Raw genomic sequence first — 18,550 nt, 5'->3', positions numbered from 1 at the left:
GACGGTTTGACATGGACCTTCAAACTGCGCAGCGGCGTGAACTTTTCCGACGGGGCGCCACTGACTTCGGCAGCTGTCAAAGCCTCAATCGAACGGACTCAATCTATCGGCGGCGGTGCGGCCTTCATCTGGTCGGCAGTTGAGTCCATCGACACACCTGATGACATGACGGTTGTCATGAACCTAGCTTGGCCACAGCCAATGGATGTGACCGCTTCGGCTGGGTTTGCGGCCTGGATCATGAGCCCGAATGCCACCGATCAGGACAACGCCTGGTTCAACGCGGGCAACTCTGCCGGAACCGGGCCGTACGTGATTTCGCGCTATGAACCAGGGCAGCGCCTGATCATGAGCCGCAACGACAGCTATTGGGGCGGCGACAACGGCGGCTTCGAAAACATTGTCTTTGAAATCACCGAAGATTCCGTTCTGGCACAAAGCATGCTGGAAAGTGGACAAGCCGATTTTACCTACAACCTGCCGTTTGAAAACATCGCCAAGTTGCAGGGTGATCCTGAAATCGCGGCCCATGTGAACACCTCGTTCCAGAACCTCTTCGGTTTGCTCAACGTCCGCCGGGCACCACTCGACGACGCGCGAGTCCGTCAGGCACTGGCGCTGGCCTTCCCTTATGACGACGTGATCGCGGCGGGCACCGAAGGGCTGGGCGGCCGGTCCAGAGGAATCGTTCCGCCCGGCATCTGGGGCCACGACGCCGACGCACCGATCCCGTCCACCGATCTGGCTGCGGCGCAGGCTTTGCTGAGTGAAGCGGGCGTCAGTGGCGTTGACTTGACCATGACCTATGGCGCAGGCGATGCGCTGCAACAGCTTGCTGGTGAATTGTGGAAAGCGAACCTGTCGGCACTTGGCATCAACCTTGAGCTTCAACCGATGGCGTGGGAAGCCCAGTGGGAGCTCGCCAAGTCCAATCCGGAAACTGCGCAGGACATCTTTGTCATGTACTGGTGGCCAACTTACGTGACACCTCACGACTTCCTGTTCAGCCTGTTCAATTCGGAAGAAGAGCCCTTCTTCAACCTTGGCTACTACAACAACCCGGACTTTGACGCGGTTCTGGATGAAGCCAATGTTCTGTCCACGAGCGACCGGGCGGCTTCCGAGGCGAAGTTCCGCGAAGCCAACCGCATCGTGATCGAAGATGCGGCGGCTGTGTTCATGCTGGATATGCCAAACGTGCACTTTATCCGCTCCGACATTGAAGGCTATGTCGACAACCCAGCCTATGGGCACGTTGTCTTTGCCGACGATCTGAAGCGTAACTAAACAAAAGGCCGCGCCGGGTATGAACCTTCTACGATATACATTCCGACGGCTGATCATGTCGGCATTCGTAGTGATTGGCGTGGCTTTCCTTGTTTTCGTGGCATCGCGCATGGTGCCGTCCGATCCGGCGGCGCTTTATGCGGGGCCACGGCCCACGGCGGAGCAAGTTGAGGCAGCGCGGGAGCTTTTGAAGCTCGATGCGCCGCTTTACGTACGCTTTGCCGATTTCATCACGTCCATGGCGACCGGAGATTTCGGTTTTTCCTATCGCACGCGCCGCCCGATCTGGGACGATCTGGCAGTGTTTCTGCCCGCAACGCTTGAACTGGCGCTGTTTGCCACCGGAATGGCGTTGTTGATCGGCATTCCGTTAGGTGTGATTACTGCCGACCGAAAGGGCAGTTGGCTGGATCGCTTCTCTGGACTTGGAGCCATCGCCGCGGTGGCAATGCCGACGTTTTTCCTCGCGATGATCTTACAGTTCGTATTTGCCCAATGGCTGGGTATCCTCCCGCTGTCGGGGCGAATATCCCGCGAAATATCTCTGTTTGATCCGGTTGAGGCCCGCACAGGATGGCTTTTGATCGACAGCCTGATCGCGTTGCGCTTTGACGCCTTATGGGATGCCTTCAAGCATCTGATCCTGCCCGCGTTGACGCTGGCAGCCTACCCAACAGGGATTGCAACGCGCCTCACACGCGCCTTGATGATCGAAATCCTTGAGCGTCGGCACGTTACGGCCTCCCGCGCCCATGGTCTTTCCCACAAGCGCATCTTATTCGGGCATGCCCTTCCAAACGCAGTCGGGCCGGCGTTGACAATCATTGGTCTAAGCTTTGCGTTTTCCCTGACGGGTGCGGTGCTGGTCGAGATCATCTTTGCCTGGCCCGGATTGGGTCGTTACATAAGCGAGGCGATCCTTTCCAAGGACTTCCCGGTCATCGCGGCGTCAGCGTTGGTTGTGACGATTTGCTACGTTTTGATGAACCTTGTCATCGACCTTGCACAGGCGGTGATCGACCCGCGGGTGGCGGTCTCATGACCCGGCTGACCCGAACCCTTGGCCTGACCGGCGCGATCAGTTTGGTGGTGATCCTTGTCATCATCCTTGCAACGATCTTTGCCCCTATGGTGGCCCCCTTTGCCGACCAGGGCGCAGGTGCACCCAACATTTCCGAACGCTTCCAGGGGCCTTCAGCCAAACATTGGCTGGGAACTGACGCGCTCGGCCGCGATGTACTTTCGCGGGTCATTTACGGTGGCCGGGTTTCGATCACCATCGGTTTGGTGGTTGTTCTGATTGGCTTGGGGATCGGGCTGCCGATCGGGATTATCGCCGGTTACAAAGGCGGCTGGATCGACGAAACGCTGATGCGGATCACGGATGTGTTCCTTGCCTTTCCGGCGCTGCTTCTTGCCGTCCTTTTGGCCGCAGCCTTGGGCGCGGGTATGGTCAACTGCATCATCGCAATCTCGGTCAGTTGGTGGCCGTGGTACGCGCGCCTCGCACGATCCGAAGTCTTGGTCCTGCGCGGCGCGCCTTACGTGGAAGCGGCGCAAGTCATGGGCGTTTCGCATGCCAGAATTATCACGCGCCATATCCTTCCAACCGTGGCGCGTCCGCTGTCTGTGCAGGCTGCTTTGGATTTCGGGCCAGCGCTCCTGACCGGCTCAGCGCTTTCTTTCCTTGGCCTCGGCGTTCGCCCCCCTATTGCGGACTGGGGCGAAATGGTTAATGCGGGCCGCGCCGTGTTCCCCGACCGTTGGTGGGTCGCCGTCATTCCGGGGCTCGCAATTTTCCTGATGGCGCTGGCATTCAGCCTGTTAGGCGACGCCCTTCGAGGCACGGACAAAGTGAAGGTGCGCGATGATTGATATTCGCAACCTTTCCGTCAATTTCGGTACACCCGATCGACCGATACACGCCGTCAGGGATGCGACGATACAGATCGCCGAGGGCACCATCCACGGGCTTATCGGCGAAAGCGGCTGCGGGAAATCCACGATTGGCATGGCCTTGTTGGGTTTGCTGCCAGAATCGGCTTTGACCACAGCGACAAGCTGTAAACAGGATGAGGTCGATCTTTTGGTTGATGCCGCGACGTTGCGTGGGCATCGCATCAGCTTGATTTCACAGGACCCCGCGGCTGCACTCAATCCGGTCCTTAGTATCGCGCGTCAAATGGACGATGTTCTTAGGGCATCCGGAATAGCTTCCAGCGCGGATCGCAAGGCAAAATCGGTCGAGTTGCTGGACGCTACTGGCTTGCCTGACAGCGGGCGGGTGTTGAAAAGCTTTCCGCATGAATTGTCGGGGGGCATGCAGCAGCGGGTTGTCATTGCCCAGGCCCTGGCAACCGGCGCGGATTTCCTGATCGCCGATGAACCGACAACGGCGCTCGACAAAACGATTGGGTTGCAGGTTTTGGACGTTCTGAAATCGCTGGTCAAAAGTCGCAACTTAACCGTCCTTCTGATCACCCATGACATGGATGTGATCGCCCACGCCTGCACGCGCGCCAGCGTTCTCTATGCTGGAATGACGGTGGAAGAAGGCAAAACTCAAGCGCTCCTATCGGACCCACAACACCCTTACACCTTGGCACTTCTGGGTGCGCGACCGGGGCGTAACACGGTAGGGCACAGGCTGGAGGCCATAGACGGTCAACCGCCCAAGCCCAACATGCCTTTTGTGGGATGCCCATTTGCAGAACGTTGCCGGAAAGTTCTACCCGAATGCACAAAAACAAAGCCGCCCAGACGTGCTATCGGTGAACATCAATGGGATTGCCATCTTGAGGTCAAACATGCCTGACCCAATCCTTGAGATTTCAAACTTGGTGGTGCGCTACAAGCGTTCCTCTTTGTTTGCGGAGCCGCCGAAACCGGCCGCCAATGACATTTCCTTTTCCCTGATGCCCAAGGAAACCCTTGGGATTATTGGCGAAAGCGGATCAGGAAAAAGCACGATCCTGCGCGCGCTTCTGCGTCTGATACCAGCGGAAAGCGGTACAATCCGGCTTCACGGCCAGAACTGGCTGGCGCTGCCCGATCGCGAAATGCGCCAAGCACGTGCGCGCATAGGCGTCGTTATGCAAAACCCTTTCCTGTCGCTCAGCCCGCGTCTGACTGTCGCAAAGATATTGGCGGAGCCGCTGACTGCGCAGGGCGGATTTTCCCAAAGCGAAATCGCGGATCGCAGCGAGGCCAACCTGAAAATCTGCGGAATGCGCTCCGATTACATGAAGAGCCTCGCATCTGAGCTTTCGGGCGGCCAAGCACAAAGGATCGCAATTGCCCGCGCGCTGGCGCTCGATCCCAGGCTGCTGGTTCTGGATGAACCGACCTCCGCGCTCGACGTGTCGGTGCAAGCCCAGATCCTCAACCTGCTTCAGGACCTCAAAGAAGTGCGCGACCTGTCGGTTCCGGTGGTGACGCACGACATCGGCGTTGTCTGCCACACCTCTGACAGCATCCTTGTGATGCGTCACGGAGAACAGATTGAGTATGGCGCCACAAAGCAAGTGACGACGCAGGCAACGTCTGAATACACCAGAATGTTGCTTGCCTAGATGCCTTTACAAGCTTTGTTGGTTGCCTTCCCCGCATTTGGTTCTCGACTTTCAACCAACAGATGAGGCAAGCCACCCATCAGATTTCCAACGTCAGAAAAGTCCCGCAGACTGTGAGTTCGTGCACCCTGAAAATTTGCGCCTGCAGCGAACGGCCGGTTCGACGGGCCGCACCGCAGCGGCGACATGTGTCGATGAACGTCCGCTTCGGGCCGGGAATCTGTCCGTTTCGTCAATTTGCGGAATTGGCGACATAAGAAGAGGGTTCGGTACCAACTCTTCGTTCAGTAAGAAACTCTGCAACAGATCCGTGCAGCAAGCATGTCCTTCCATGCGAAGTAAGACGCTTTCGGAGTTCGCTTCATTGAACTGAAATCTACATCAACCAGGCCAAAGCGTTTTTCATACCCCAAGGCCCATTCGTAATTGTCCAATAGGGACCAGACAAAGTACCCCTTAACCGGAACCCCTTCGCCCAAGGCGACCTGGACTGCCGACAAGTGTTGATCCAGATAGTCGATACGGTCATCGTCTTGTTGACGCTCGGGGCTGGCCATACCGTTTTCGGTCACGAAGATCGGCAGGTCGCCGGTGTATTCACGTGCTGCTCGGATTAGGAACCTGCTCAGCGCGGTGGGGTCGATTTCCCAACCCATTTGGGTCTTCGGCAGAGGGCCGGGAACCTCAGCGAGACTTGGCCACGCTGTTTCTGCGGGCGCGATAAGTTTACGGGTGTAGTAGTTCAGTCCGCACCAGTCTACGGGTGCTCCGATGCTATCGAAATCATCTTGCCAGCCCGACGGAAGGTGGGGCTCCAGCCCCTCTAGAACATTCTCGGGATAGGCCTTGTTGAACACGCCGCCCAGAAAGAACCGGTTGTATATTCCGTCATACAGAGCGGCGGCCTGTTGTGCCTCGGCGCTGTCATCGGCGGGTTCGGCCCATTCCAGATTGAATACGCCGCCCAGGTTAGACATGCCCAACCCACGCATCGTCTGAATGGCCTGACCATGGGCCAGCAGAACGTGATGCATAGCGCGCGCCGTGGCTCGAATATCGCGCAGCCCGGGAGCGTGGTGCCCTTCGAAATGGCTCAACCAACTGACACACCACGGTTCATTGATGGGGGCGACGCTGTACATGCGGTCGCCAATCCGTCCCATGATGACCTCAGTGAAATCGGAAAACCAACCGGCAATATCCCGGTTGCGCCAACCACCTAAGTCGGCCAGGGGCGACGGCAGTTCCCAGTGATACAGTGTCGCGCACGGACGGATGCTACGCTCCAAAAGCGCGTCGGTCAGGCGATCATAAAAATCCAATCCCGCCTGATTAACAGGTCCGCGCCCCTCGGGCATCACACGCGCCCAGCTGGTTGAGAAGCGATAGCAATCGAATCCCGCGTCGCGCACAAGATCAAGATCCTGTTCAAACCGGTTCAGGTGATCACAGGCCAGATCGCCTTTTTCTCCCCGCACTACATTTCCGGGTGTCGCTGCAAACGTATCCCAATGTGTCGAACCGGCGCCGCCTTGGGCATGACCTTCGATCTGGTAAGCAGAAGTGGCGACTCCGAAATGGAAGTCTTTGGGGAAATCGCTGCGCGTATGTTTCATTGTCAAATCCTGTTGGGTGCTGGGCCGGTTGATTTGCCAACAACCAGTTCCGCCTCAAGCAACCTGGTCTTGACCGGATCGTCAGGCGATTTGATCCTCTCAATCAACATCTCGGCGGCCAGCTCTCCTGCATGCCGCACTGAGGACCGCGTTGCTGTAAAGATGGGCACATCCTGTCCGTTTTTGAGATAAGAGAGGTCATCATCATGCGCGATGACCGAGACATCCCGGCCAATTCGCAGCCCTGCCTCGTCCAGCGCCCGTCTCACACCAATCGCCGAAATCATCGAGGATGCCAGAATGGCGGTTGGTGGATCGTCCAGTTGCAGCATATCGCGGGTTTCATGATGGCCGTAGACCTCGGTCATTTCGGCGCTGCGCATTAATTGTGGGTCCGGGATCAAGTCCGCCTGTTCCAGCGCTTGTAGGTATCCGGCACGACGGCGCTGTGCGAAATCCATATCCTCAAGCCCGTTAATCAGGGCAATCCGGCGGTGACCCAAGTCGATCAGGAACTGTGTTGCGCGCCGAAAGGAGCTTTTGTTGTTCACATCGATCCAGTCATACTCTGCATCTATCCCGGTCGAACGACCGTGTACGATAAATGGTACCGCCATCCGGTTTAGCAGATCGATGCGACGCTCGTTGACCTTGGGGCCTTGCAAAACGACGCCATCCACGGCCCCGCGCTGAAACAAGCTGCGATAGGCCCCTTCGATCGAAGTGTCATCCGCGGTGGTGAACATCATGTCGTAGCCGTTCGCAGAGTATGTCCGCGCAGCGCCGGCGACAAAGTCGCCGAAGATCGGGTTCACCATCTCGTGCTGGGACGAACTGGGGATGACGTGCCCGATCACCATGGACTTGCCAGTCGCCAGACCTTTGGCGCGACTGTTTGGCCGATAGCCATGCTTGTCTGCAGCGGCCTGCACGCGCACACGAGTCGCCTCGTTCACCTCTGGATAGCCGTTCAGCGCGCGACTGACCGTTGTCTGCGAAAGACCGAGAATCTCAGAGAGCTGCTTTAGGTTCATATGTTCAAAGCGCCTTCAAATGGATGCTCACTTGTTTTGTTGTGATTTTTTGCTTCCGTCAACCCGTTTTGGCAAAGAGGTCAATAGCGGCAATAATTGAGGGGTAGAAAACGATATGTTGACAGAATCTGATTGCCGGCAGATAAAGTGCAACATCCAAAGCGCTTTGAAAATCTTGCAATGCGCAGATATTACTGGGAGGAGATTTCATGAAACACGCGCTTTATGCAGGTGTGGCCACATTCGCCCTGATGGCGGGAACAGCTCAGGCTGATAAGGTTACCGTGTTCGGGCCATGGCTGGGCCCGGACCAGGAAAACGTCGAAGCGGTTCTGGATGGCTTTGCAGCCGCGACAGGCCACGACTACGCGTATGTTGGTTCAGATAGTTTCGAGCAGCAGATCAGGATTGATGCAGAGGCAGGCTCGGCGCCGAATATAGCCGTTTTCCCGCAGCCTGGTCTGGCGGCGGATATGGCCAAGTCGGGTTTTCTGACACCGTTGGGCGATGGCACCGCTGATTGGGTTCGTGACAATTACGCAGCCGGACAATCCTGGGTAGATCTGGGCACTTTTCCGGGGCCCGAAGGGCAGGATCACCTTTATGGGCTTTTTTACAAGGTAGATGTGAAATCCCTTGTTTGGTACGTGCCTGAGAATTTCGAGGATGCCGGTTACGAAGTTCCGACCACGATGGAGGAACTGAAGGCTTTGACCGATCAGATCGTCGCAGACGGAGAGACGCCGTGGTGCATCGGTTTGGGTTCAGGTGGTGCGACCGGTTGGCCAGCGACCGATTGGGTCGAAGACATGATGCTGCGCACTCAATCGCCCGAGGACTATGACGCCTGGGTGTCCAATGAAATGAAGTTCAATAACCCGAAAGTGGTCGCTGCCATCGAAGAGTTCGGCGCGTTTGCACGCAATGATGACTATGTTGCGGGCGGGGCAGGTACGGTCGCAACGACCGATTTCCGTGACAGTCCAAAGGGCATGTTCAGTTCGCCACCACAATGTTACATGCACCGTCAGGCGTCGTTCATCCCGGCATTCTTTCCTGAAGGCACGGTTGTCGGTGAAGATGTTGATTTCTTCTACTTCCCCGCATATGAAAGCAAGGATCTGGGTAGCCCGGTTCTTGGTGCCGGCACGCTATGGGCAATCACCAATGACAGCCCGGCTGCACATGATCTGATCGCCTATCTGCAGACCCCCGAAGCACATGAGACATGGATGGCCCTGACCGGCTTCCTGACGCCGCACAAAGGCGTTGATACCTCCGTGTTCTCGGATCCGACGCTCAAGAAGATGAACGACATTCTTCTGGGCGCGACCACCTTCCGGTTTGATGGTTCGGACCTGATGCCGGGCGGCGTAGGGGCCGGCACATTTTGGACCGGTATGGTTGACTATGCTGGTGGAAAGCCCGCTCAGGAAGTTGCTGACGAGATCCAATCTTCCTGGGATTCGCTGGACTAAGCGCGTTAAAACCCGGGCGGTCTGCGCGTCAGGCCACCCCTTTTCCCCTTCGCAACGGAGAGCATGATGCATCCGGCAATTCAGGGCCTGCTGACCATTGCCATAGGCGTATCGGGCTGTGTGGGCTATTTCTTTCTGTCCAACCAGTTTCTGGACAAGGTTCTGTTCCCTGCGCGCGGGCCGAATGCCGGCCGCAACATCAACCGCGCGAATATGATCCGGCCTTGGCTGTTTTTGCTTCCGGCGCTTGTAGCGATTGGCCTATATCTGGCCTATCCGGTAGTTGAGACGTTGCGCCTGTCGCTCACGGATCGCATCGCCGGTGGTGGGTATAAGTGGGTTGGTCTCGATAACTACGTCCAGATGGTGGCAGAACCGAAATTCTGGGAAGCCATGCGCAACAATTTGTTCTGGCTGATCGTGGTCCCTGCAATGTCGACTGCATTTGGTCTGTTGGCAGCTCAGCTAACTGATCGGATACGCTGGGGTAACATCGCAAAAGCACTGATTTTCATGCCGATGGCGATCTCTTTCGTCGGGGCTTCGGTCATCTGGAAACTGATCTACGATGCGCGTCCGGCCGAGCAAGACCAGATCGGGATTCTGAATGCGCTTTATCTGTTCTTTGGCGGGGCCGAGCCGCAAACCTGGCTAACCATTCCGTTCTGGAACAATTTCTTCCTCATGGGGATCCTGATCTGGATTCAGACGGGCTTTGCCATGGTGATACTGTCTGCCGCTTTGCGCGGCATCCCCGAAGAAACCGTCGAGGCGGCGGTTTTGGATGGGGCCAATCCCTTCCAGATATTCTTTAAAATCAAGGTGCCTCAAATCTGGAACACAATTCTGGTTGTTTGGACAACCATCACCATTCTGGTCCTGAAGGTCTTCGACATCGTTTTCGCGATGACCAATGGCCAGTGGGAGACACAGGTTCTGGCCAACTACATGTACGACAAGATGTTCCGCGCCAATGATTGGGGCGTGGGTTCGGCATCGGCCATGGTGATCATGTTGCTGGTGACGCCGATCTTGGTCTGGAACATCCGCAACGCACGCCGGGAAATGGAGTAGGGGATGAGCGATATTGCAGGAACCAAACCCGCCCTTAGATGGATCGTCCAGGCCTCGGTCCTCTTTCTCGTGGTGCTTTGGGTAATACCGACACTGGGATTGTTGATCTCATCCTTTCGCACGGCTGACCAGATCGCGACCAGTGGCTGGTGGAAATCCCTGTTCCCGTCCGAACAAAACCTGACGCTACGCACGGCCGTGCCCAATACGCAAATTCTGAAAAACGGGACGTATGTGATTGAAGGGAACCTGTTCGACGAAGGGCAGAAAGCTACGATCTCAAAGTGGGGTGTCAGCTCCCGCGCGGTGGATGCGTATGAACCCGGTCAGACAGCGGAATTGCGTCGTGGCGGGACTATCATGGTCGATGCAAACGGGAACTACAAAGCGGAAAATGAAGAGGAGTTTACTGGCAGCCGCGGCCCGCGTGTTTTCGTAAGTGCAGAACTTCCACCCGAGTTCACGTTGGACAATTACCACAAGGTTCTCTTGGCCGAGAACAGCACCGACAGTATGGGTCGGGCGTTCTTTAATACTCTCACAGTGACCATTCCTGCCACGATCATCCCTATCCTGGTTGCGGCGTTCGCCGCTTATGCGTTGGCGTGGATGGAGTTCCCGGGCCGCGCGTTGCTGATCGCAGCTATTGTCGGGCTTTTGGTTGTTCCGCTTCAGCTCGCACTGATCCCTTTGCTGAAATTCCATCTTAATATTGGGATCGGCAAAGGGTATCTGGGTGTCTGGATGGCCCACACTGGCTTTGGAATGCCGCTGGCGATTTACCTTCTTCGCAGCTACATGGCCGGACTGCCACGTGATTTGATCGAGAACGCGCGGGTCGATGGGGCGTCTGAGTTCCAGATCTTTACGAAACTGATCCTTCCACTCAGCTTCCCGGCGCTGGCGTCTTTCGCGATCCTGCAGTTCCTGTGGACCTGGAACGACCTTCTGGTGGCCAAAGTCTTCCTGATTGATGCATCAGGTCAAACCACCGTCATGACCAATCGAATTGTCGAACTGCTGGGTACAAGAGGGGGCAACTGGGAAATCCTCGCCACCGCTGCGTTTGTTTCGATCATTGTTCCACTGATTGTTTTCTTCGCAATGCAAAAATACCTGGTCCGTGGCCTGCTGGCCGGATCCGTCAAATAGAGGCGTCTGATGAACGTGCAGAACACTGTAGAACTCTCCAAATCAACCAAAGCAAAGTCAGAGTGGTGGCGCGGTGGCGTGATCTATCAGATCTATCCGCGCAGCTTTCAGGACAGCAATGGTGATGGGATCGGTGACTTGAAAGGGATCACCCAACGTCTGGATTACATTGCGGATCTGGGGGTCGATGCGATCTGGATCTCACCCTTCTTCAAATCTCCGATGAAGGATTTCGGCTACGACGTCAGCGATTATCGCGATGTGGATCCTATGTTCGGCTCGTTGGAAGATTTCCGCGAGTTACTCGATCAGGCCCATGACAAGGGTCAGAAAGTGATGATCGATTTGGTGCTGTCACACACTTCTGATCAGCACCCTTGGTTCGGTGAGAGCCGCGCCAATCGGGACAACCCGAAATCCGACTGGTATGTTTGGGCCGACCCTAAACCGGACGGCACACCGCCCAATAACTGGTTGTCTATCTTTGGCGGTTCAGCGTGGCAGTGGGAGCCTCGTCGCCTGCAATATTTTCTGCATAACTTTCTGAGTTCGCAGCCGGACCTGAACTTTCACTGTAACGAAGTGCAAGACGCACTGCTGGACGTGGCTCGGTTCTGGCTGGACATGGGCGTGGATGGTTTTCGCCTGGACACGATCAACTTCTATTTCCACGACAAACATTTGCGGGACAATCCGGCCCTTCCGGTCGAAGAACGTAATGCATCAATTGCGCCTGCGGTGAACCCCTATAACCACCAGGATCACCTTTATTCCAAAAGTCAGCCCGAGAATATCGCCTTCCTCGAAAGGTTGCGCGCGCTGACCGACGAATATGAAGGCCGTGCCTGTTTGGGTGAAGTCGGTGATGCACAGCGCGGGCTGGAAATCATTGGTCAGTACACCTCGGGCGATCAACGAATGCATATGTGCTATGCCTTCGAGTTTCTGGAAAAGCGTGCGTTGACCGCGCCTTATGCAAAGCAGGTCTTTGATCAGCTCGAGGAAAAGGCAGGCGACGCATGGCCATGCTGGGCGTTCTCGAACCATGATGTTGAACGTCATGCCTCGCGCTGGGACCTAAACGATGCGGCCATTCGCCAGCACGCGGTTCTGATGATGTGTCTGCGCGGCTCTGCCTGTTTGTATCAGGGAGAGGAACTGGGCCTGCACGAGGCAGATGTTCCGTTCGAGAAACTGCAAGACCCCTACGGCATCGAGTTCTGGCCCGAGTTCAAGGGTCGCGACGGATGTCGCACGCCAATGGTTTGGGCGTCGCAGGACGAACATTCAGGCTTTAGCACCGGTGAGCCGTGGTTGCCTGTTAGTATGGCCCAAACGGAAAGAGCCGTTGACCGGCTCGAGGCGAACGACCAATCGATGCTGCACCATTATCGCCGCGCAATCGCCTTGCGCCGCGTCCACCCAGCACTAACTTCGGGTGCGCAGTCCAACATGAAACAGGTTGGACCTGTGCTGACTTTCCAGCGTGAGGATGCGTCTGAAGCGGTGTTTTGTGCTTTCAACCTTGGAACGGAAGCTCAGCGGGTCGACTTGCCCTTGGGTGATTGGCGGGTCATCGGGCGGGAACTCGGCGGTAGCGACGGTGCAGGAAGCGTTACGCTGCACCCCGCACAGTTTTGTCTGATGGCTAAGGTCAAGGGGTAAACCATGTCAGAACTCAAACTTACGGATGTCGCGAAATCCTATGGTCCGGTCGATGTTCTGAAACATATCGATCTGGATATCGCAAAGGGCGAGTTGATCGTCTTTGTCGGTCCATCGGGTTGCGGAAAATCAACCTTGTTGCGAATGATTGCCGGGCTGGAAAAGATCACCGGCGGCACGTTGGAGATCGAAGGGCAGGTCATGAATGATGTGCCGCCCGCCCAAAGGGGCATTGCCATGGTGTTTCAGTCCTATGCGCTCTACCCACATTTGACCGTGCGCGAGAACATGGCATTTGCACTGAAGATCGCCAAGATGCCTGCTGCCGAGATCGATGCCGCCGTTGAACGCGCGGCCCAGACCCTTCAACTGGATCCGCTCTTGGATCGTCTGCCCAAGGCTCTGTCCGGAGGGCAACGCCAGCGCGTCGCTATCGGGCGCGCCATCGTGCGAGACCCCAAGGTCTATTTGTTCGACGAACCGCTTTCGAACCTCGATGCTGCGCTGCGCGTTGCAACCCGGATCGAGATTGCGCGCCTGAAAGAGGCGATGCCCGAAAGCACAATGATCTACGTGACCCACGATCAGGTTGAGGCGATGACGCTGGCCAGCCGGATCGTCGTTCTCGCCAACAAAGGCATCGCGCAGGTTGGTACGCCACTGGAACTGTACGAAACGCCGGATAACGAGTTTGTGGCGCAGTTCATCGGATCGCCCTCTATGAATCTGCTGTCTGGCAAAATTTCCAAAACCGGGGATTTGACAGAGGTCACACTTGATGCGGGCGGAAAAGCCGTTTCATCCATTTCGACCACGCCCGAACAAATGGGTTTGCAGGTCAATATCGGGGTACGACCTGAGGATTTCGTTGCCGACGCCGCCGCTGGGTTTCTGGACGGCACTGTCGATTTTGTCGAAGCCCTGGGTGAAGTGACCTTGCTGTATTTCGCCAGCAGGCCGGGGGCTGAGAATATCGTCGCCAAGTTTCCTGGCGTTGAACGAAACCGACGTGGGAAAGCTGTCAAATTGAATGCGGACCCGAGCAAAGTGCACCTGTTTCTCAATGGTTTGTCGATGCGGAAATGATGAGGGCTATGTCGCAAACTTTTGGCTAGGAGGTCTTGGTGTTAATGGCGTTTCGGACTTTGATCGAGGCAGACAGTAACAATTTCATTCAAAGGCGCTCATTTCCCAAGGGACGTGATACTACACGCAGTGTTCTTTTATCTTCGTTACTCAGTGTCCTAGGATCTTTTGCAAAATTTCTTACTGAACGAAGAGTTGGTACCGAACCCTCTGCTTGTGCCGCCAATGCCGCAATTTGGCGAAACGGACAGATTCCGGGCGTAAGCTGACCTTTGCGGATCATGTGCGTCACTTCGCTGCTCACTTTGCCCGCAAGGCAGACGTCGGACAACTCGTCGATCTCGCAGGTTAAGCGAATGGCCGGTTCGGTGAAGCTGCACCGCAGCGTGGCCAGAGGCGATGAATGACCAGTTTGGGCCGACTTCCCACCGTGGGAGGCGAATGCAAAATGAAACGTCGCTGATGGCTGAGAACCATTCTAACTGCAAAGCTTCGGCGAACCTGCGCTCGTGATTTTCCGGCCGTAGAACATGAGGCGGACTCCAGCCCAGTATGCCGCGGCCTCACACATGGGACATGGCCGGGAAGATGAGTACAGAACCGCTCCGCTCAAATCCCGGTCACTGAGACGACGCGCCGCGTCCCTGATCGCGGTTATTTCAGCGTGGGCCGTGGGGTCTTGATCCAAGATGACTCTGCTCCATGATTGGCCAATAATAACGTTGTCGCGCACCACAACTGCGCCATACCCCTGATCTCCATGATCAATCGCATACTGACGCATTTCGAAAGCGCGCTCCATGAATGTGGCATCCTTGGGATCACTTGGTTGAGGTATTGCGTCGTCCGCCCTTGTAGAAGTTTGGCCTACAGCGGAGCCACTCAATCCAATTGTCAGTGCGCTAAAGCCTGATGCGCCAAGAAAACCACGCCTCGCGAATACGAGGTCGCTGTGGCAGTCCTGTTCACTTTTTCTGATCTTGTCCATTGTGCCGTTACCCGTGAGATGTGTTCAACTCTGTCACCGCTCCGCTACGAGAGGAACTTGATTTGAGGCTGGTCTCATCCAAGCTGCCATCGGCACCTGTGAGGTGGAACGCTCCGCTTCAGCCTGCTGGACTGGCCTCAGTCCTCTTTTCTTAGCCGCTCTGCCATCTTAGCAAATCCGCGCAGTTCGGCGTGTTCGAGCGGTGTAGTGCCGTTACGATCGGCAAGCGATCGGTCAGCGCCCGCTGCCAACAAAGCATCCAGAACCGCAAGATGGTCTGGGCCGCCGTCGCCAAGCACAACGGCTTCGACAACTGCGGTCCAATGCAGATTGTTCACATGGTCCAGAGGCGCGCCAGCGGCGATCAGCCGTCTGACAATCTCGACATGACCGAGATGCGCGGCTGCAATCAGTGCCGTTCCTTCATAAGGGCTGGTCGTTAGTCCGGGATCGTTTCCCAACTCGATTGCGAGCGTCATCAGTTCTGGATCATTTGCAACGGCCGCAATTGTGATCACGTCGTAGGCCTGACCTTCCAGCGCGTTCATGTCAGCTCCGGCCTCAGCCATCGCACGCAACGCCTCATCCTCAGAAGCAAAGGCGGCAACATGGGCTGGTGTGCGACCCCGCGAGTCCCGTGCGTTGACGTTTGCCCCTGCCGCAACGAGTTGCCGGATCATTTCTTCGTTGCCGGTGTGAGCGGCTGCGAAGAGACCGTCGTATTGCGCGACCTCATCAGCCGAAGGCGGTGTCTGCGCCGTGCCTGCGCTGGCGGCAAGACCTATCACGAAAGCAAATAGTAGAAAACGAAACATGGCCGATCCTATTACCTACATATTGGTCAGCTATAGTAGTAGCGGATGCATTCAATGTCATTTTCCATTCAGGATCAGAATCCATTCACGGGAATTGATTTCGCAATGTCATTGGACAGACGGGCTGAGTTTGCCGACAATCGCGTCATGGATCTGACGGCAACCACACCTGTCCACCTGATCCATGTGGACCCCGACATTAACATGGCGCGGTTCTATGGAATAGAATTGCAGCCGACGCTGTTTGGGGAAGTGTCCGTCCTTCGTACTTGGGGACGTATTGGGACAAACGGGCAAGCCATGATGGTGACATATGATGACGAAGCCCAGGCCGGTGAAGCGCTCCAGAAACTCAAAAAGCAAAAGCGACGTCGAGGATATGTTCCGCTCGCCCCGGCTCACATCCACTTTCCAGCCACCGGCCCGCGCCGGCTGAACCGGATCCAGAACTTCCACAACGCCCATCTGCGATCTCCCGCGACGGGCGCCGGGAGCCACTCTCCCAGCCCTCAACCCGTCACCGGAAAACCGGCACGCCTCTCACTCTGGTGATCTTTCGCATGCCGTCGTCCGCAAGAATGGCCCCTGATCAAGGTAACGTACGGTCGGCTGATCGCTTCTTAACACATTGGCGATACATACCTTCGCGCGGGTCAGCCGGAGGTTCCATGAAACACAGTCTTAGCGAATTTCTCCGCCACGGTGGCAGTGGTCAGTACGTTTTCGCGCGGCAGAACGGAGGCGTGTACGGCTACCGTGCAGGCATTTCGATCAAATCGCTTTTCCCCGGCTATGCGGACCTGCGGACTGATTTCATCGACCAATTGGAACGCGTGATAGCCGACAACACCCGCATGCTGCTGAACGCTCTGACGCCCCCGGACACCGTGCCATTGGCGACCGACGCCAACCTTCGCGATGTTACAGACGCGAAGGAAGAGGCGCTGCGCCTGTGGGATGCGCGCTTGACGGCCATCTTCGAGGAATACGAAACCCACCCGCAACGCTTGCGTCCGTTGCGGGCGGCGATGGAAGAACGCCTGCTTCGGGCCTTCGCGGGCCTGATCAATCAGCTTCGGCAGCAGGATTTGGGGATCGAGCATTACATCTGGCGGTCTCAGGGCGACGCGAAAGTCCGTGACAGCCATGCCGAATACGACGATCAGGTGTTTCGCTGGGACGCCCCGCCCGCTGGCGGCCATCCGGGGCAGGCGCACAACTGCCGCTGCCATGCAGAGCCGATCACGCCAGGGTCGCGGACTGATGCAATTCTTGCAGAACTTGCCCTTCCGGTCGAGGCACCCATGGACGCCATCTTGCGTCGCCTCGGTCTCCGCGCCATCGCGATCACACCACTTGGAACTGCCGCTCTGGCTGCTTTGGCCGCCAGCGGCGCCCTGCAGGAATTCACGCGTCTGGCCACCGGACGTCGGCTCCAACGTGCGGCGGAGATCCTTGGCGTCAATCCCGGAACGGCCGAAGGGCTCCTTGCGGCTATGGCCCACGAACTGGTGCAGGAAGCGGTCATCTCTGGTCTCGGGTCCAGTTTGCCGAAGTCGGTTGAGGCCGCGCAGATCGCAGGCCAGGCGGCCGCGCTTTACGAGATGTTGAACCCTGGCACCATCGTGCGTGTCGTCGAAGGGGATCCTGCCGCACAACTTGCCCTCGGAGACTTCGTGCAGCAAGGCTATAACGCATTCGCGGAAGGCCGGTTGCGGCTGCAGGACGGCACGATTGCCCAAGGTTGGGTCGAGGTTTTCCCGAAACTCACTGAGGGCGAGCGCCGGTTGGGTGAACTTCCTGGCTTCACGCCGGAACGCATCGACCAGTGGCTGGAAACCTATCCGGTCGAGACCCTTGGTCTGCCGAACCACACGGGCTCGCCCGCCGTCGAAGACCCGACCGGCAACATCGTTTCCACGCCGATTCCGGATGCGGCGGGTCCGAGCATTGTCGAGGCACGTCGGAATGAGGCCTTCACCACCCCCGACGGGAATACGATTGGCGACCATGGCAGCAAGGGCGACGGGCTGGAGTACATCACAGGAAAAGGGCACACTGCCGAACAGATCGATGACATCATTGCCAATCCCCGCCCCGATCTCAGCGGCATCGTCGCCGGACGTGGTGACTATAGGGGTCATGACATGACCTTGCTGACTGGACAGGACGGGCACTGGGTACCCTTGGGTCCGGAAGGGCACGTCGTCGCCGTAAGCAATAGGAACCGTCCTCTTCGGGACAGAGAAAATGAACCTGACCCGATCATCAGGCCGTTGGAGTGAAAGTGAATATGCAAAATGAGTTTGACGAAATGCTGGACAAGCTCGAAACGGGGGCCTTCGTGTACGTCGAGCCTTCTAGCAAGATGCTTGAATTCAACGAATACATAGCATCTCGGGGCTATAGCGTAGCCAGACTGGAGGTTGTGCGGCTCGAGGGCCAAGGGCCAGGGCGTGCTTTCGAGTACGACTTCCTGGCGAACGAGACCCCAGGCTACGAAAGGCAATGGCAGATCTTTATCGATCCGAAGCGATCTGCCGCAAATATCCGCGACATCGTGCAGCGCGCGTTGAGCGAGGGCGGCGAGTACCGATATCTGGTATGGGCCGAGGTGCCACCGTCCGGAGAATGACCGGTATGGGAAAGAGTAAAGGAAAAGGTGGATGAGGGGGACCGCGTTGCACGAATAGCGCTTGGGCCGCATTTGCCCCTTTCCCCGGTTCGTTATGCGACACGTTCCTAGGTCGCACGACCTGGACGGGTCATGCGGTTGAGGGCTT

Annotated in this window: 16 protein-coding genes and 1 pseudogene; 13 read left to right on the top strand and 4 right to left on the bottom strand. The window is 56.9% G+C overall.

Translation table 11 applies throughout. The annotated features are described in order from the left end of the window. Positions 1-3: 3 nt before the first annotated feature. The 5 genes and pseudogenes from ACR0ID_RS18240 to ACR0ID_RS18220 form a co-directional block, all read left to right on the top strand. Positions 4-1,287, top strand: a pseudogene (locus ACR0ID_RS18240) (ABC transporter substrate-binding protein); the annotation flags it as partial. A 19-nt stretch (positions 1,288-1,306) separates the two neighbouring features. Then, entirely contained in the window at positions 1,307-2,329 is a 1,023-nt protein-coding gene (locus ACR0ID_RS18235; RefSeq protein ID WP_480607662.1) for an ABC transporter permease, read from the top strand. After that, entirely contained in the window at positions 2,326-3,162 is an 837-nt protein-coding gene (locus ACR0ID_RS18230) for an ABC transporter permease (protein WP_480607660.1), read from the top strand. The genes ACR0ID_RS18235 and ACR0ID_RS18230 overlap by 4 nt, the downstream gene beginning before the upstream one ends. Then, positions 3,155-4,102: an ABC transporter ATP-binding protein gene (locus ACR0ID_RS18225; protein ID WP_480607657.1), complete on the top strand. Its 948-nt coding sequence runs from the start codon at positions 3,155-3,157 to the stop codon at positions 4,100-4,102. The genes ACR0ID_RS18230 and ACR0ID_RS18225 overlap by 8 nt, the downstream gene beginning before the upstream one ends. Continuing rightward, entirely contained in the window at positions 4,095-4,859 is a 765-nt protein-coding gene (locus ACR0ID_RS18220) for an ABC transporter ATP-binding protein (protein WP_480607654.1), read from the top strand. Before ACR0ID_RS18225 ends, ACR0ID_RS18220 begins: the two co-directional genes overlap by 8 nt. A gap of 284 nt (positions 4,860-5,143) precedes the next feature. Here the strand turns inward: ACR0ID_RS18220 and ACR0ID_RS18215 are convergent, their stop codons facing one another. Further along, entirely contained in the window at positions 5,144-6,475 is a 1,332-nt protein-coding gene (locus ACR0ID_RS18215) for a GH1 family beta-glucosidase (protein WP_480607651.1), read from the bottom strand. Between the two features lie 2 nt (positions 6,476-6,477). After that, positions 6,478-7,509 carry a LacI family DNA-binding transcriptional regulator gene (locus tag ACR0ID_RS18210; protein ID WP_480495814.1) on the bottom strand — a complete coding sequence of 344 codons (1,032 nt, stop codon included), beginning with the start codon at positions 7,507-7,509 and terminating at the stop codon, positions 6,478-6,480. A gap of 209 nt (positions 7,510-7,718) precedes the next feature. On the opposite strand from ACR0ID_RS18210, the gene ACR0ID_RS18205 reads away from it, so the two are divergent. The 5 genes from ACR0ID_RS18205 to ACR0ID_RS18185 all read left to right on the top strand — a co-directional run bounded on the left by ACR0ID_RS18205 (position 7,719) and on the right by ACR0ID_RS18185 (position 13,964). Continuing rightward, positions 7,719-8,987 carry an ABC transporter substrate-binding protein gene (locus tag ACR0ID_RS18205; protein ID WP_480607647.1) on the top strand — a complete coding sequence of 423 codons (1,269 nt, stop codon included), beginning with the start codon at positions 7,719-7,721 and terminating at the stop codon, positions 8,985-8,987. Between the two features lie 66 nt (positions 8,988-9,053). After that, complete coding sequence (locus ACR0ID_RS18200) at positions 9,054-10,061, top strand: carbohydrate ABC transporter permease (protein ID WP_480495818.1); 1,008 nt, start codon at positions 9,054-9,056, stop codon at positions 10,059-10,061. Positions 10,062-10,064: 3 nt separating this feature from the next. Next, on the top strand, positions 10,065-11,213 hold the full coding sequence (locus tag ACR0ID_RS18195; protein ID WP_480607644.1) for a carbohydrate ABC transporter permease: 1,149 nt from the start codon (positions 10,065-10,067) through the stop codon (positions 11,211-11,213). 9 nt (positions 11,214-11,222) lie between these two features. Next, the gene (locus ACR0ID_RS18190; RefSeq protein WP_480607641.1) at positions 11,223-12,878 is read left to right on the top strand and encodes an alpha-amylase family glycosyl hydrolase; all 1,656 of its coding nucleotides are present in this window, start codon (positions 11,223-11,225) and stop codon (positions 12,876-12,878) included. Between the two features lie 3 nt (positions 12,879-12,881). Beyond that, positions 12,882-13,964, top strand: coding sequence for an ABC transporter ATP-binding protein (locus ACR0ID_RS18185; RefSeq protein ID WP_480607638.1), 1,083 nt, complete (start codon positions 12,882-12,884; stop codon positions 13,962-13,964). 478 nt (positions 13,965-14,442) lie between these two features. Here the strand turns inward: ACR0ID_RS18185 and ACR0ID_RS18180 are convergent, their stop codons facing one another. Beyond that, the gene (locus tag ACR0ID_RS18180) at positions 14,443-14,952 is read right to left on the bottom strand and encodes a nucleoside deaminase (RefSeq protein ID WP_480607635.1); all 510 of its coding nucleotides are present in this window, start codon (positions 14,950-14,952) and stop codon (positions 14,443-14,445) included. Between the two features lie 137 nt (positions 14,953-15,089). Further along, positions 15,090-15,767 (bottom strand): ankyrin repeat domain-containing protein, encoded by a 678-nt coding sequence (locus tag ACR0ID_RS18175; RefSeq protein ID WP_480607632.1) that lies wholly within the window; start codon positions 15,765-15,767, stop codon positions 15,090-15,092. A 54-nt stretch (positions 15,768-15,821) separates the two neighbouring features. Between ACR0ID_RS18175 and ACR0ID_RS18170 the strand changes: the two genes are divergently transcribed. The 3 genes from ACR0ID_RS18170 (at position 15,822) to ACR0ID_RS18160 (ending at position 18,402) form a co-directional block, all read left to right on the top strand. Next, positions 15,822-16,319 carry a WGR domain-containing protein gene (locus tag ACR0ID_RS18170; RefSeq protein WP_480607629.1) on the top strand — a complete coding sequence of 166 codons (498 nt, stop codon included), beginning with the start codon at positions 15,822-15,824 and terminating at the stop codon, positions 16,317-16,319. A 116-nt stretch (positions 16,320-16,435) separates the two neighbouring features. Beyond that, on the top strand, positions 16,436-18,052 hold the full coding sequence (locus ACR0ID_RS18165; protein ID WP_480607627.1) for a phage minor head protein: 1,617 nt from the start codon (positions 16,436-16,438) through the stop codon (positions 18,050-18,052). Then, complete coding sequence (locus ACR0ID_RS18160; protein ID WP_480478399.1) at positions 18,049-18,402, top strand: hypothetical protein; 354 nt, start codon at positions 18,049-18,051, stop codon at positions 18,400-18,402. Before ACR0ID_RS18165 ends, ACR0ID_RS18160 begins: the two co-directional genes overlap by 4 nt. The last annotated feature ends 148 nt before the right edge of the window (positions 18,403-18,550 follow it).

The sequence above is a fragment of the Ruegeria sp. AL2 genome (assembly GCF_056540845.1).
Note: the sequence above shows the minus strand (reverse complement) of the source record. Positions and strands in the feature narration are given on the sequence as shown.

What these genes read in the sequence shown, in the direction of transcription:
- ACR0ID_RS18235 (WP_480607662.1), top strand. Translation starts at nt 1,307, where the DNA reads ATGAACCTTCTACGATATACATTCCGACGGCTGATCATGTCGGCATTC.
- ACR0ID_RS18230 (WP_480607660.1), top strand. Translation starts at nt 2,326, where the DNA reads ATGACCCGGCTGACCCGAACCCTTGGCCTGACCGGCGCGATCAGTTTG.
- ACR0ID_RS18225 (WP_480607657.1), top strand. Translation starts at nt 3,155, where the DNA reads ATGATTGATATTCGCAACCTTTCCGTCAATTTCGGTACACCCGATCGA.
- ACR0ID_RS18220 (WP_480607654.1), top strand. Translation starts at nt 4,095, where the DNA reads ATGCCTGACCCAATCCTTGAGATTTCAAACTTGGTGGTGCGCTACAAG.
- ACR0ID_RS18215 (WP_480607651.1), bottom strand. Translation starts at nt 6,475, where the DNA reads ATGAAACATACGCGCAGCGATTTCCCCAAAGACTTCCATTTCGGAGTC.
- ACR0ID_RS18210 (WP_480495814.1), bottom strand. Translation starts at nt 7,509, where the DNA reads ATGAACCTAAAGCAGCTCTCTGAGATTCTCGGTCTTTCGCAGACAACG.
- ACR0ID_RS18205 (WP_480607647.1), top strand. Translation starts at nt 7,719, where the DNA reads ATGAAACACGCGCTTTATGCAGGTGTGGCCACATTCGCCCTGATGGCG.
- ACR0ID_RS18200 (WP_480495818.1), top strand. Translation starts at nt 9,054, where the DNA reads ATGCATCCGGCAATTCAGGGCCTGCTGACCATTGCCATAGGCGTATCG.
- ACR0ID_RS18195 (WP_480607644.1), top strand. Translation starts at nt 10,065, where the DNA reads ATGAGCGATATTGCAGGAACCAAACCCGCCCTTAGATGGATCGTCCAG.
- ACR0ID_RS18190 (WP_480607641.1), top strand. Translation starts at nt 11,223, where the DNA reads ATGAACGTGCAGAACACTGTAGAACTCTCCAAATCAACCAAAGCAAAG.
- ACR0ID_RS18185 (WP_480607638.1), top strand. Translation starts at nt 12,882, where the DNA reads ATGTCAGAACTCAAACTTACGGATGTCGCGAAATCCTATGGTCCGGTC.
- ACR0ID_RS18180 (WP_480607635.1), bottom strand. Translation starts at nt 14,952, where the DNA reads ATGGACAAGATCAGAAAAAGTGAACAGGACTGCCACAGCGACCTCGTA.
- ACR0ID_RS18175 (WP_480607632.1), bottom strand. Translation starts at nt 15,767, where the DNA reads ATGTTTCGTTTTCTACTATTTGCTTTCGTGATAGGTCTTGCCGCCAGC.
- ACR0ID_RS18170 (WP_480607629.1), top strand. Translation starts at nt 15,822, where the DNA reads ATGTCATTTTCCATTCAGGATCAGAATCCATTCACGGGAATTGATTTC.
- ACR0ID_RS18165 (WP_480607627.1), top strand. Translation starts at nt 16,436, where the DNA reads ATGAAACACAGTCTTAGCGAATTTCTCCGCCACGGTGGCAGTGGTCAG.